General features: G+C 48.9%; 10 protein-coding genes. 1 reads left to right on the top strand and 9 read right to left on the bottom strand.

The window, feature by feature from the left end:
- Positions 1-5: 5 nt before the first annotated feature.
- The 9 genes from UNH61_RS05640 to UNH61_RS05600 all read right to left on the bottom strand — a co-directional run bounded on the left by UNH61_RS05640 (position 6) and on the right by UNH61_RS05600 (position 12,591).
- Entirely contained in the window at positions 6-3,407 is a 3,402-nt protein-coding gene (locus UNH61_RS05640) for a TonB-dependent receptor (protein ID WP_326991154.1), read from the bottom strand.
- Positions 3,408-3,677: 270 nt separating this feature from the next.
- Positions 3,678-4,799 carry a FecR domain-containing protein gene (locus UNH61_RS05635; protein WP_326991153.1) on the bottom strand — a complete coding sequence of 374 codons (1,122 nt, stop codon included), beginning with the start codon at positions 4,797-4,799 and terminating at the stop codon, positions 3,678-3,680.
- Positions 4,800-4,878: 79 nt separating this feature from the next.
- Positions 4,879-5,457 (bottom strand): RNA polymerase sigma-70 factor, encoded by a 579-nt coding sequence (locus UNH61_RS05630; RefSeq protein ID WP_326991152.1) that lies wholly within the window; start codon positions 5,455-5,457, stop codon positions 4,879-4,881.
- Between the two features lie 40 nt (positions 5,458-5,497).
- Complete coding sequence (locus UNH61_RS05625; protein ID WP_326991151.1) at positions 5,498-6,211, bottom strand: LytTR family DNA-binding domain-containing protein; 714 nt, start codon at positions 6,209-6,211, stop codon at positions 5,498-5,500.
- Positions 6,174-7,235: a histidine kinase gene (locus tag UNH61_RS05620; protein ID WP_326991150.1), complete on the bottom strand. Its 1,062-nt coding sequence runs from the start codon at positions 7,233-7,235 to the stop codon at positions 6,174-6,176. The genes UNH61_RS05625 and UNH61_RS05620 overlap by 38 nt, the downstream gene beginning before the upstream one ends.
- 25 nt (positions 7,236-7,260) lie before the next feature.
- Positions 7,261-8,475, bottom strand: a complete 1,215-nt coding sequence (locus UNH61_RS05615) for an acyltransferase family protein (RefSeq protein ID WP_326991149.1) — start codon at positions 8,473-8,475, stop codon at positions 7,261-7,263.
- An 88-nt stretch (positions 8,476-8,563) separates the two neighbouring features.
- The gene (locus tag UNH61_RS05610) at positions 8,564-9,472 is read right to left on the bottom strand and encodes a serine hydrolase (protein ID WP_326991148.1); all 909 of its coding nucleotides are present in this window, start codon (positions 9,470-9,472) and stop codon (positions 8,564-8,566) included.
- 45 nt (positions 9,473-9,517) lie between these two features.
- Positions 9,518-11,176, bottom strand: coding sequence for an acyl-CoA dehydrogenase family protein (locus UNH61_RS05605; protein WP_326991147.1), 1,659 nt, complete (start codon positions 11,174-11,176; stop codon positions 9,518-9,520).
- Positions 11,177-11,232: 56 nt separating this feature from the next.
- The gene (locus UNH61_RS05600; protein WP_326991146.1) at positions 11,233-12,591 is read right to left on the bottom strand and encodes an SMI1/KNR4 family protein; all 1,359 of its coding nucleotides are present in this window, start codon (positions 12,589-12,591) and stop codon (positions 11,233-11,235) included.
- Positions 12,592-12,697: 106 nt separating this feature from the next.
- Between UNH61_RS05600 and UNH61_RS05595 the strand changes: the two genes are divergently transcribed.
- Positions 12,698-14,128 (top strand): Gfo/Idh/MocA family oxidoreductase, encoded by a 1,431-nt coding sequence (locus UNH61_RS05595; RefSeq protein ID WP_326991145.1) that lies wholly within the window; start codon positions 12,698-12,700, stop codon positions 14,126-14,128.
- Positions 14,129-14,168: the final 40 nt, after the last annotated feature.

Below are 14,168 nucleotides of genomic sequence, written 5' to 3'. Positions count from 1 at the left end.
GATGATTAGAATGATACATTTACACCAAACACATAACTTTTAATCAGCGGATAGAAGTTATCGCCATTCAGTTCCGGATCCAGTCCCGGATATTTGGTAATAGTGAACGGGTTCTGCACGTCGAATGAGAAGCGTACTCCGGAAAACAGGTGCTGTTTTTCCATTACTTTGGCGGGCAGAGAGTAACCCAGGGTGATATTCCGGCAACGCAGGAAAGATGCATCTACCAGCCAGTAGTTAGCTTCGTTCTGGTATTGAGAATAAGAACCATCTGTTAAAGAAGTCGGGAAATTTCCGTTCGGATTCTGGAAGCTCCAGCGGCTGGAAGATATCGGCATTGCATTGAAGCCGAAAGACCCCATGGTGTTCTCAGTTATTCTGCCGGCGAGGTATGGCGACCATTTCTTCTGTACAAGACCAGAGAAGAAAATGCTCAGGTCAAAGTTTTTGTAGCTGAACTGGTTACCGATACCAAAGTTGAAACGGGGATCCTGGTTACCGATATACGTTTTATCTGCCGCAGTGATGGCGCCATCGGGGCCTACTACCTTGCCGGAAGCATCAAAGCCGTGAATATCTTTCAGGATAATACCTCCGGGCAACATACCCGGCATCCAGGCAGGCATGGAACCTTTATCTCCCTTGTAGATACCTTCAGAGAGATAACCGAAATAAGGATTGAATAACGCATCTTTACCGGTTGGGATTTCATACTTCTGCAAGGCAGCCAGTGCTTCCGGAGATCTTTTTACCCAATAGCTCAGGTAATGTGAAAAGTTCACGCTGGTAGACCATGAGAACCCACTCTCAGAAACGATATTCTTGCTCTGCAATGCGATTTCATAACCAGTAGAACGGGTCTGACCTGCGTTACGGAATACACCATCGATCACGAAACCGATCGGGTATTTAACATAGGCGATCAGGTTGCGGATATTCTTATTAAAGTAGTCGACGGATCCGGTCAGACGGTTATGGAATAAACCGAAATCCACGCCGGCATTCAGTTCGCCTACTGTTTCCCAGGTAAGATTCGGGTTACCATCGCGGTTCAGTGCCACGCCTGAATTGATATTACCGTTTCCGAAATAGATGGGAACGCTGCCATAATTTCTGAAGGCACTGGATTGTGCATCATTCGATTTGAAGGCACTGTTACCTGTTTCCCCGTAGCCCACTCTCAGTTTCAGGAAGGAAACGGGCTTCACCTGCGACATAAAAGATTCATCAGAGATCACCCAGCCGGCAGATACACCGGGGAAGTATCCCCATTTCTTATTGGCTGCAAATACAGACGATCCGTCGCGGCGGATAGAACCCTGTAACGTGATATTGCCCCTATAGGTATAGATAGCCCTTGCAAAATAGGAAGCCCAGATAATTTCATCTCTGTTGGAACCTACTGTAGGTTTGTCGGCCTGACCGGCGCCCAGGTTGTAATATTCCAGTACATCCGACAGGAAATTCTGATTGGCCGCATTGAATCCTTCATTATTGGTTTTCTGGTAGCTATATCCCGCAACAGCGCTCAGTGCGTGTTTGGGGGAGAATGTTTTGTTATAGGACAGGGTATACTCCAACAGGGTAGATTTAGCATCTGCTTCAGCAATGCTGGCAGCACCATTCACCTGTGAACCATAGAAAAATGTTCTTGGGAAATAAGAAGACCTCTTAGTGGTATAATTGTCGTAACTAAAGCGGGCATTGGCTTTCAGACCAGGGATGATAGTCCACTCTGCGAACGCGCTGCTCAATGAGCGGTTAGAAACCGTTTTATCGGTCACGGTAGCATAAGACAGCGGGTTGGGAATATTCGGATAGTATGGACTCAGCGGATAGCTGCCATCAGGCAGCTGCAGCGGTTGTACAGGAGCCCAGTAAATGGCAGAAGTAACGATACCACCATTCTCATTTTGTCCACCGGTAACAGTATTATTAGCGGTTGAATTAGAAAGAATCACATTGGCGCCTACTTTGAAATTGTCGGAAATTGCCTGATCAATGCTTACCCTGCCGTTATATCTTGTATAATCGGTACCGATGATAACCCCTTTCTGATCGAAATAGTTACCGGAAGCAAAGTAGGTGGTTTTTCCGTTTCCGCCGGAAATAGACAGGTTATGCTGTTGTGTATAGCCTGAGCGGGTGATAGCATCAGTAGCTCTCGCGGTGTTACCGCGGGCAGAATCGATCATACCCTGAGAATAGACCGGACGGAAAGCCGGCGCTGTAGCAGGATCTACTGTACCATAATATGGAGCCACCTTATTATTCCTCGACCACATTTCCTGGGCGAAGAGATTACGCTGTGTCATATAATCTGCTGCGCCGTACACCGGGTACATCTTATCAGCGTTTTGCGCACCATAGGAACCGGAGTATTCCACTTTGGATTTACCGGAGTTACCTTTCTTGGTGGTGATCAGCACTACCCCTGCACCGGCGCGGGCGCCATAAATAGATGCCGCACTCGCATCTTTCAAAAACTCAATAGAAGCAATATCGTTAGGATTGATAAAGTTCAGGGGCGATTTATCCACGCCACCGGTACCATACCTTTGTCCGCTTCCTTTCAGTCCCGGATCAGCAGAAATATCGCTGATAGGAACACCATCCACCACATACAGTACACCGGCATTGGCATAAGAAGGATTGCTCCTGATCTGTACTTTTACACCTGCACCTGGCTGACCGGTAGGTTGTACCACCTGCACGCCGGCTGCTTTACCCTGAAGGGCCGACTGGAAGCTGGTAGACGCTGATACGTCCAGGTCTTTTCCTTTCACCGTAGTAACGGCGCCAGTCAGGTTCTTTTGTTTAACGGCGCCATAACCGATCACGACTACATCGGTCAGACTGTTGGTAGCACGTTTCAGTGTAAACTGAATAGTTGCCTGGCCGGTATATTTGATCTCCTGTGGCTCGTATCCTATGGAGCTGGCCAGCAGTACATCGCCGTTGCTGGCGTGCAGGGTGAAAGTACCGTCGGCAGCGGTGATGGCTCCTTTCTGGGTACCTTTTATGACGATGCTTACAAAAGGCAGTGGGTTGCCTTCTTCATCCACTATTTTACCGTGTACATCTGCCAGCACGATCGCAGGCTCTGTGGCGGCGGGTTTCTTTTTAATGGTGATTTCCTTATCATCTACGAGATAAGTAAGCGGCTGGTCAGCAAAAATGACTTTCAAAGCCTCTGCCAGCGGCACATTGACCAGATCTACGGTAACCGGTTTGGCTCCATCAATGTTATCTTTCACGTAGAAGAAGTTGTAACCCGTCTGGCTCCTAAGCTTGCGTATCACGGATGCCAGCGAACTGTTCTTCTCAGAAAGGGTGACCTTCTGAGCGTTGGCTGCAGCAGACAGGCTGATAAAAGCCGTAAGCATCAGTGTAGTTGCAATTCGCATGAAAACGAAGATTTTTGGGGACCGGCAATAGCTCGTCCAGCCCTCCTTGTGAAGAAGGTTTAATTTCATACCTTTACCTTGTTTGGTTTTAGATTCGAACTTGGATTTTTTCTACCTCGAAAAACTGATTTTGATTGAAGCCTTACAGCCGACGTGGAAGTGCTTCCTCACTTTCACGTTTTTTTGTATGGCAACGTCTTTTAGTTGTTTACCTCATAACTGTCTGGATTTACTATTGTTCACTATTATTGATTGTTCACTCCGTGGCACTCAGTATTTGCTTACATATATTTTTCTTTTGTCTATCCTGAATTTCAACAATCCGGCTTTTTCTATAGTACCCAGCACTTTGGACACATTTTCGAAACGGGAAATGGTGCCTTCCATACCGTTGACAGGAATGGTACCTTCATAAACCACCTCTACGTCGTACCAGCGTGCAATTTTGCGCATGATATCATAGATGTTCTCGTCGTTGAATTCGAAATAGCCGTTCTTCCAGGCTACTATGGCTTCCGGCGAAACGGCAGCGATGCGCAGCATCCCCTTATTGTCGCTGATCGCCTGCTGACCAGGTTTGAGCAATTTATCGTTGATGCTGACAGCTCCTGTCAGCAGTGTTGTTTTGGCGAAAGGTTCATCCTGGTAGTTGTTCACATTAAAGCTGGTTCCCAGCACTTTTATCTCCTGTTTAGGTGTATGTATAATAAAAGGATGTGATGGGTCTTGTGTGACTTCGAAATAAGCTTCGCCGGTAACTTCTACTACCCGGCTGCCATTTTTACTGAATGTGGCTGGAAAACGCAGTGAGGTAGCGGCATTCAGCCATACCCGTGTACCATCTGAGAGCGTGATCTGATATTGTTCTCCGCGCCCGGTATTGAGCACATTAAACTGGGGCGCCTCGTTCCCGTTGCTGGCAACGGGGCGGTATTCCAATGAACCGTTAGCTGTTTTGGCGACTTCGGCCCCTTTCTCTTCGGCGAGTTTGCCTGCTTTGGAATCGGCCAGGATGATTTTCTTACCGTTGGCCAGGGTTAGGGTAGCCATATTTTTTCCGGAGGCGATATCATTGTTGCTAATCTGGCTGGTGGCAGGCGTCTGCCGCGTGCCGTTCATATGGTGGTAGGCATATATACCACCCACCAGTACCCCTGTAAGGGCGGCAGCTGCAGCGAGGCGACGAATAACTCCCCGGTTGCCGGCTTGTCCCGTCCGCTTCCGTATCTGTTCCAGGGTACGTGCTTCGGTGAGTGCCAGGTGGTGATCGTTGACAACACGACCGGTCTGCTGCATTTGATTACACCAGGCATTATACAGCGCCAGATCCTCATCTGTAGCGGTATTATCAGCGATACGCGCAATAATGGAAGCTAAACGTTCTTCATTCATGGAAATACTTTTATAGCCCTGGTATATGTATTAAGAGACATGAAGGAGAACTATCCCCCAAAGGCGGGCAAAAAAAAATTTACATCAGGAGGAAGGAGATCATTTTTCTGGACAGGTCTGAACGAAGTTTTTTCAGGGCAATGGTGATCTGGTTTTCAACGGTTTTCTCAGAAATGCCCATCCGGGCGGCTATTTCCTTGTTGGAAAAATGTTGCAGGCGGCTGAGACGGAATATTTCCCGGGCACGTTCTGGCAGGGTTTCGGTAAATTCATTAATGACTCTGCGGAGTTCTTTTACCTCTATATCGTCATCAATCAGGGCAAAGGTGGCAGGTGCTGTGCCGGAGGCGAGGATTTCTGCCCGTCGTTTGGAAGTTTGTATAATCCGGGCCAGGCGGTACTTAACAGAGGCCATCAGGTAGCCTTTCAGGGAGGCTATTTCCAGGTTCGTCCGGTTTTCCCAAAGCCATACAAATATCTCCTGTATGGCATCACAGCATTCTTCTTCGTTGTTGAGGATATTATAGGCATACAGGTAAAGCGGCCGGAAATGGCGGGAATACACCTCGCTAAAGGCATTCCCCTCCCCATTCTTCACCAAGAGAAGTAATTCCGCGTCACTAAGTTCACTATAATTCCACATAATCGTTGGCAACATCAAATTTGAGGATTTTTCCCGAGAATTACGAATTCGTAACTCATTTCCTCAACAGCCGGCTATTCACAATCCGCTCCAGCACCTCCTCCTTCTGGTATTTGCTGATCGGCACTTCGTGCCGGCCGATGTGCAGGGTATTGCCTTCAATGGCACTGATATGGGTGATATTGACGAGAAATGATTTATGGGGTTGCAGGAAAAGACGCGCAGGAAGACCGTCCTGTAACGATTTCAGCGTAGCGTGGGAAATGATCTTCCGGTCGGTGGTGTAGATGGCTACATAATTGCCCAGGGCTTCCGCGAATAGTATTTCGCTGAATAATACTTTTTCCAGTTTATTATCTGCCTTAATAAAAAAGTAGGGCTGATCTGTTTCATTTCTCCGGGTGGAAAAGTAATCAAATGCTTTATTGGCGGCCTTCAGGAAGCGCTCAAACGAAATGGGCTTTACGAGATAATCTAACACGTCGAGCTCAAAACCCTGTATGGCGTACCGTTCGTAAGCAGTGGTAAAAATCACTTTGGGCGGGTTGGTGATGCTTTTCAGGAACTCGATCCCTGAGATGTAAGGCATTTCTATGTCCAGGAACAACAGGTCTACCGGTTGCTGCTTCAGCATGGAATTCAGCTCCACCGCATCTTCACATACGGCTGCTACCTCCAGGAAAGGTATTTTTTCCGCATATCCCTGGATGCCTCTGGCCGCCAGCGGCTCATCATCCGTGATGATGCAGCGTATCGTTAATTGCTCCATTGGATAAAGAAAGTTTTAATACTGCAAAATAGCTATCATCCCTTGTTTCAGTGATCAGTGAATGCCGCCCGGGGTATAGCAGTTCCAGCCGGCGCTTCAGGTTTTCCAGCCCTATACCGCCAGTGGTACGGGCATTCGCAACGGGTGGAATTGAGTTCTGCACAGAAAAATGTATCTCCTGATCCTCTCGTTTCATTTGCATATCTATCAGAAAATTTCCTCCTACATATTTAAAAGCGTTTTCCACTAATGGCAGGAAAAGCAGCGGGTATACCTGTTCCCCATTCAGGTGACTGTCGAAATCGACCCGAAGCTTCAGTTTCCGGGACGCTCTTATCTGTTGCAGCCCGATGAAATTCTGTATATACTGTATTTCGGTGCTGATATTCACAGTTTGTTGCTGATCATACAGCTGGTAACGCAGGAGCTCCGAGAAGCTTTCCACTGTTTTCTTTGCTGCCTTTACATCTTCATCCATCTGAAAATAAATGGTATTCAGGGCATTAAACAGGAAATGCGGATGATATTGCGCCCGCAGGAATTTCAGCTCCGTCTGCAGTTTGTCTGTCATCATTTTTTCCAATTGCAGCCGGTTTTCCACATAGGCCTGCAAAAAGGTATTGGTTCTGCACACTCCGTAGTAAATCAGTGCATACAACAGTGGTATCACATTGATATCCGCGAAATCCTCCCATGATAAACCGTCATCTGTAAGCGCTGCCATCGGCGTCAATACTGCATTCTGTACCACCAGGTTGAAGAGGAAGATATAAAACAGCTCATTCAGGATAATCCGGTAAGAAAATCCGGGGACACGCTGACGATCGAAATAACGGAACAAGCGGTTGAAGCCCCCAATAAAAACATAGCCCATCACCATACTGGTACCTATTTCAATACTGTTCAGCGCTATCGGCCGGTGCCAGAATTTTATACCAGAGCCCGTATCTGCCAGCAGGCGAACGGTAAAATACACCAGCAGACCGTATAATGGCGGGAAAATATATTTCCAGAATAGCTTCATAATAACCTCAGAAAGTTACAACTAATTAGGCAGATAGCGCCGGTATAACCGGCGTTTCAATAGCATTGAGGGTGTTAGCTTTTGCCCGTTTTTCGGTTTTCATACCAAACAGGAAACGCATCACTGCAAAAGGCCTGATAAACAGGTGAAAGATCGCCATACTTACCAGGAAAGTAACCAGTACGGTAAATGTATATTTCAACCCTATGCCATCCGGCGCCTGCACAACATAATAGGTAATGATAACGATCACCGTCTGATGAAGAATATAAAAAGGATATACTGCCTGGTTGAGATAGTTCAGACCTGACCATTTCCTGTTAAGGTATTTTTTACCGTATCCTACTGCTGTCAGAACCCACATCCAGGCTGATATGGCGGAGAGGGTCATAAAGAGATACGTACGCGGATCATGCCTGAAATCTGCGAGCGCCACCCAGGGTTCCAGCTTGTTCCAGCGCAGGTAATTGATGAAGATGATGGTGATAAAGGCAATGAGCAGCGAAGTACGGCGGTTACGTTCAATGCTGTCCATGAACACCGGGTTGGCGATGCAGATAAACCCGGCCAGCACGTAGGTCAGCCAATAGGGGAAATAGCCATAGTCGTGCACAAGATCGTTGGTTTCCGGGAATCTGAACGCCATAACTGTATAGATGATGATGCCGGGAAGTATAATCAGGTAGATGTTACTACCAGTGGCTATCCGGTTGAAACGTTGTAAAAACCGTTTCCCCCTGTCGCTCACCAGCCAGGCGAAGAAAGGTGCAAACAGAATATCGTATACCACCAGGTAGCAGATAAACCACAGGTGATGCCAGCTCATATTGCCATGCGGATACGCGCCGGTAGTGAATATGCTGGGATAAAAATCCCGGAAATTGCCTTTAAAGCCCTGTGTTAACCGCTCCATATACACCTGCGGCGGTACAATGATCAGCATACTCACCAGCAACGGAATAAAAAGACGTTTCAGCCTCAGCACAATGAAAGACCCGCCGGTTCTGCGTTGCATCATGTAGTAACTAACGGTGCCGGAGATAAAGAACAGCAGCGGCATCCGGAAACGATGCAGGAAATCGTTGAACTCGAGCAGCACGTTACTGGTTTCTTTATTCTTGATATGCCAGTCCCACCCGGCCACATAAGGCATAGCTGAGTGGAAAAACAATACTCCTATGATGGCAATGATGCGCAGCCAATCGAGGTAGGCCTGCCGGGGGGTGGAAGAAGGTTGCATGAGATGAATTTTTCACAAACCTATCGTCCCGGCGAAGTATGGAAAAAGATATTTGACATGTGGACGGTTTCCGGTGTCCAAAAGATCCTCAGAATTTATCTTTACGGAATACCGGCGTCCAGTCACTTTTGGGTTCAAAACGTTTCCATAACAGGGCGGAAACAGTACGGATCATTTCAACGGCTTCATTATCGGGTTCCCAGCGCTGGTCTTTGATATTTTTGGTGCCCACATAGAACACATAGTCGCCATGCGGAGCGTTCACCAACACTACTTCCGAGCGGGACTCGTCTACAGAGCCGGTTTTGGCGGCAGCCTGTATAAAAGGCGGAATCTGTGTCAGGGCCTGTTCATCGTAGTAGCCTTTCGTCATGAGGCGGTACATCCGTTCGCTGGCGGGGCGACTGATCACTTCGCCGGCGTGGATCTTAGCAAGCAGGGTGGCCATTTCGCGGGGCGTGGTTTGTCCCCAGCCGAATACCTTACGGTTTTCCTCCCGGCCGGGAGTGCGGGAATTGACGCGGGTATCTTTCAGGCCGTATTGTTCCAGCAGTTTGTTCACTTCAGCGCCGCCTCCGGCGAGTGCCTGGTTCCAGAGCGAAGTGGTATTATCGCTGTAGGCCATCATCAAAGCGGCCAGTATGCTTACTTCTGTGGCGGAGCTGTCTTTGAAAAACTGCATCAGCCCGGATCCGCCGTATTTAGCGGAATCTCTGTATATGAGCGTTTGATGGTAGCCCAATTCGCCTTTATCTATCTTGCTAAACAATCCTACCAGCAAAGGTATCTTTACTATACTGGCAGTAGGAAAAATAGTATCCGCATTCACGGCGGCCCACTGGCCGGTTTTCAGGTTTTGTACATATACGCCGGCGGTGCCATGAAAATTGCTAACGATCTGTTGCAGGGCTTCCTGCAGCTTGCGGTCGGGTTTTCTGTTTTGGGCAAATACAACAGCTGGCAGTAACAGGAGGATAAAAAGGTAACAATTTCTCATGAGCAGGGTAAATGTTCCTCAAAAGATAAAAAAGAAACATTGAATTCAATAACATTTCTCTTTTGAGGTACAATAAGTGCGATTGATCACTTCTTCCAGTGCTGCGCTGTTTTCCAGTGTGCCCCAGGTGGTGTTCCGGTTCGCAGCGAGTCTGGAACTGCAGAACAGTGCGGCTACGGCAGCTGGAGCGTGATACATCAGCTCTGTAGCCTGCATTGCCAGTGCAATTTTTTCGACGATGATACGGGCTTTGAACTCGTGATCGGCCGGATCGGCCAGCAGTTGTTTCAGGTGGCCGAGGTGCTGATCGAGTGTAGTATCGAGTCCTTTGGCTTTCCTGAAATAATTCATGAGGGCTTCGAGGCTGGCGGGTTCTTTCTGCATAGCGCGCAGCACATCCAATGCCTGTACATTGCCGGAGCCTTCCCAGATGGCGTTCACGGGTACATCGCGGTACAGACGGGGCATAATGGATTCTTCCACGTACCCGTTGCCGCCGATGCATTCCAGCGCTTCTCCCAGCACGAGCACGGCTCTTTTGGTATTCCAGAACTTGCCCACGGCGGTGGCAATGCGGGTGAAGTGCATCGCCTCTTCATCAAACAGCGCATCATCGAATCCTTTCGCCAGGCGCATCGCCAGGGTGGTGGCTGCTTCGGACTCCAGGCAAAGATCCGCCAGCACATTTCTCATCAACGGCTGATCGATCAGCTTTTTCCCGAATACGCTGCGGTGATGACAGTGATGCACCGCTTCTGCCAGCGCCCTTTGCATAGTAGCGGCGGATCCTACGGCACAATCGAGGCGGGTATGGCGTACCATTTCCATGATATTGACGATGCCCCTGCCCTCTTCTCCGATGATGCGACCCCAGGCGTCGTGGAACTCCACTTCAGCAGAGGCGTTGGATTTGTTGCCCAGCTTATCTTTCAGTCGCTGGAAATAAATTTTATTCTTTTCCCCTTCGGGTGTAAAGCGCGGTACCAAAAAACAACTCATTCCTTTTCCCGTTTGCGCCAACACAAGAAAAGCATCGCTCATGGGGGCGCTGCAGAACCATTTCCGGCCTGTGATCCGGTAGATGCCATTGCCGGCAGGTTTAGCGAACGTGGTATTCGCCCGCACGTCGCTGCCGCCCTGCGGTTCTGTCATGGCCATGCCGAATGTAACGCCTTTCTTGGCGAAGTAGGGAATATGCCGTTCGTCGTATTCGCCGGAAAGCACCAGGGGGAGCCATTCCTGTGCGAGGTCCGGCTCTATTTTAAGGGAAGGAACTACGGCAAAGGTCATCGTAAGCGGACAGCTGGTACCTTCATCTATCTGCTGTTTCAGGTAAGACAATACGCTGTGCGCCAGGTAAGCACCGGTGTTTTCGGAGGTCCAGGCGATGGAATGCACATGATGCCTGATGGCTACCTCCATCATCTGGTGATAGGCAGGATGGAACTCCACCACATCGAGGCGGCTGCCAAAGCGATCGTGTGTTTTCAGCACCGGTAGCTGCCTGTTGGCCAGAAAACCAGCCTCCAACATTCTGTGGCTGCCCATGAGTTTGCCGAATGCAGCGGCCTCGTCATTTATCCAGCTGCCGCCATAAGCATTTACAGTGTGTTGCAGCACTTCATTGGCTGTAAAGGAATTAAAATCTTCCAGTACGGGAACCTGGTTAACAGATTTGAGAAAATCGGGAACAACGGTATCCATAACCTGTGATTTATGCTCTCCAAATTTAAGCTATTTGGCGCATTTAGCTGGCGTTGTCAGCCTTCCATTTTACGCAATTCCGCTGCAGTGATATTCATTTTGCGCAACTGTTGATGCAGGTTAGAAAGGATATAATCCTGCTCCACCGGAAACCTCTCCAGCAGGCTTTTATAGGGCAGTAACAGGCCCTTACTATTGACACCGTCCAGTGCCTGTAGCGTCGTGCGTACCACCTTTGTAGCTTCATCGTTCAGACCGGCGATAAACAGATCGAGGTATTGTATTTTTTGGGGCAGCTGACCTAAGGTATAAAAAGCAGTTACCCTGATGTCTGCAACGGGATGCTGCGTGAATGGCGCAATGAGCTCACCGTAGCCAGCCCTCATCTCCCTTAACAGGTAAGTACAAAAACGGAATGTTTCTGCGTCATTAATGCGGTGGATATGTTGCACGATCGTCTGGTACCAGTCGGCACCATGTTTTTTAGCATACCAGTACACGAAGCTGAAAACAGCCAGCAGATCAGTATCTGCATAGGCTGCGAGGTAAGGTTTTGCACGGGCATAGTCTGCCTTCGTAAGGATCTGCAGCCATAATTTCCGATAGCGCTCCTCTCCTTCCCTGCATTCTTTTTCCACTATTTGCAACACCGCTGGTTCCAGTTGGTGTTTCCGCACAAGGCCATCCAGGCAGGCTTCTTTTTCATCCGGATTAGTGAAGTGGTAAAATTTTTCCACCAGGCTACCGGCTGTACCACCCATAGAATAACCAAACCAGGAAGCGCTGTCCTGGCGCAGGTCACCGGAGATCACTTCATCGAGCCATCGCTCGTACCAATCAAGGAAATTAGCTTCATAGGTGAACACGGGTTTCTGCCTGTCGATATCAACATTCACCACTTTACCAGCGTGCGGGCCATTGAGGAGGAGGGCATGCAGATATGAACAACCCTGGGAACCCAGCGGCAGAATGCCGCCATATACATGGCCCAGCAATGTTTCAAAGTCTTCATCGGAAATATCGTCCGCGCATTCGTCGATATCTTTTGTGAGTGCTTTCCAATCGTCGCCATTCATGCCCGGAAAGATCGCCACCGGGAGTTTGAGATGTTGTTTGGGTGTACCGGTCAGTTCATCTACATTATTCCCCAGCGGATAAATGCCATAGAACGGGCCTGCAGCCGATTCCATATAAGAAGGGCCACCGTTGCCGATGTACAACAGAAATGCCTTAAAACTTTCCGGCAGGGTAATCTCGTATTGAGCTTCGAATTCCGCTACCTGTATAGGTTTGAGCGGTTTATACAATTTATATTTGTGTTTGTCTGCTCCGAAGACTTTGAATTTACGATCTGCCTTCCCTGCCTCACGCAGTTTAATACTGATCCTTCTTATCTGTTCCGTGAACTGTTCCATGCTTTAGCTGATAACCGTTCAAAGATAAGCAGAGATATTGCGCTGCAACAAAATCTGAATTGGTAATTTTTTTTGAATATTTTAGGGAGACAAATAACACAACGGGATGAGCTATAGTAAATTTTCCAGAAGAAACTTTCTGAAACAGGCAGCGTTGGCCTCACTGGCCACGGCTACACCAGGCCTGCTGATGGCGGCAGCAAGGCCGCTGCCACGTAAACTGGGGCCTAATGAAAAAGTGAACCTGGCCTGTATAGGTATTGGTAACCGGGGCGGCGAAATTATCCAGGCATTGTATAAAACCGGTCTGGCTAACATCGTGGCGCTTTGTGATGTAGACATGGGCGCACCGCATACCCAAGAAACGCTGAAGCAGTTCCCGAATGTGCCGCGGTTTCAGGACTTCCGCCAGATGTTCGATAAAATGGCCAACCAGATAGATGCCGTTTCTATTGGTGTGCCCGACTTCTCACATTTTCCCATTACGATGATGGCGATGGCACTGGGCAAACATGTATACGTAGAAAAACCGATGGCGCGTACTTTCAACGAAGTAGAGCTGATGATGAAAGCTGCGCGGAAATACGACAAGGTAGTTACCCAGATGGGCAACCAGGGGCATTCCGAAGCCAACTATTTCCAGTTCAAAGCATGGGTGGATGCCGGTATTATCAAAGATGTGACGGCCATCACGGCGCATATGAACTCACCCAGGCGCTGGCACGGGTGGAATCCGAACATCACGGCGTTTCCGCCGGCAGAACCGGTTCCGGCTACACTGAGCTGGGATGTATGGCAAACCACTACACAGGGGCATTCTTACAATAAAGATTTCGTGAACGGCCAGTGGCGATGCTGGTTCGATTTCGGTATGGGAGCGCTGGGCGACTGGGGCGCGCATATCCTCGACACCGCGCATCAATTCCTGGATCTGGGGCTTCCTTATGAAGTGGAACCCGTGAAGCTGACCGGGCATAATGATTTCTTTTATCCGATGTCGTCTACGCTGGCATTCAGATTCCCGAAACGGGGCAACATGCCGGCATTGGATGTAACGTGGTACGACGGGGTCGACAATCTGCCGCCTATCCCTAAAGGCTATGGCGTATCCGGGCTGGATCCGAATATACCCCCTCCGAGCAATGGCGCCATTGCACCGGCCAAGCTGAATCCGGGGAAGATCATTTACAGCAAAGAGCTCACGTTTAAGGGCGGTTCGCATGGCAGTACCCTCTCGATCATTCCGGAGGAAAAAGCCAGGGAAATGGCCGGTAAATTACCGGTAGTACCGCCTAGTCCGTCTAACCACTTCAAAAATTTCCTGCTGGCCTGTAAAGGGGAAGAACAAACCCGGTCTCCATTTGCGATTGCAGGTCCGCTCAGCCAGGTATTCTGCCTTGGGGTGCTGGCGCAGTGGACGGGTTCCAAACTGGAATTTGACCGTACGAAAAAGATCATTACTAATAACAAACATGCCAACGAGCTGCTGGTGGGACCTCCGCCGCGGAAAGGCTGGGAGCAGTATTATAAAGTATAATGAAAAGGGCCGGGATTCCGGCCCTTTTTTGTAAGATGGT

This window comes from Chitinophaga sp. 180180018-3 (genome assembly GCF_037893185.1).
In the GTDB taxonomy this organism is placed as follows: domain Bacteria; phylum Bacteroidota; class Bacteroidia; order Chitinophagales; family Chitinophagaceae; genus Chitinophaga.
This window is presented reverse-complemented; position numbering and strand designations above follow the sequence as displayed.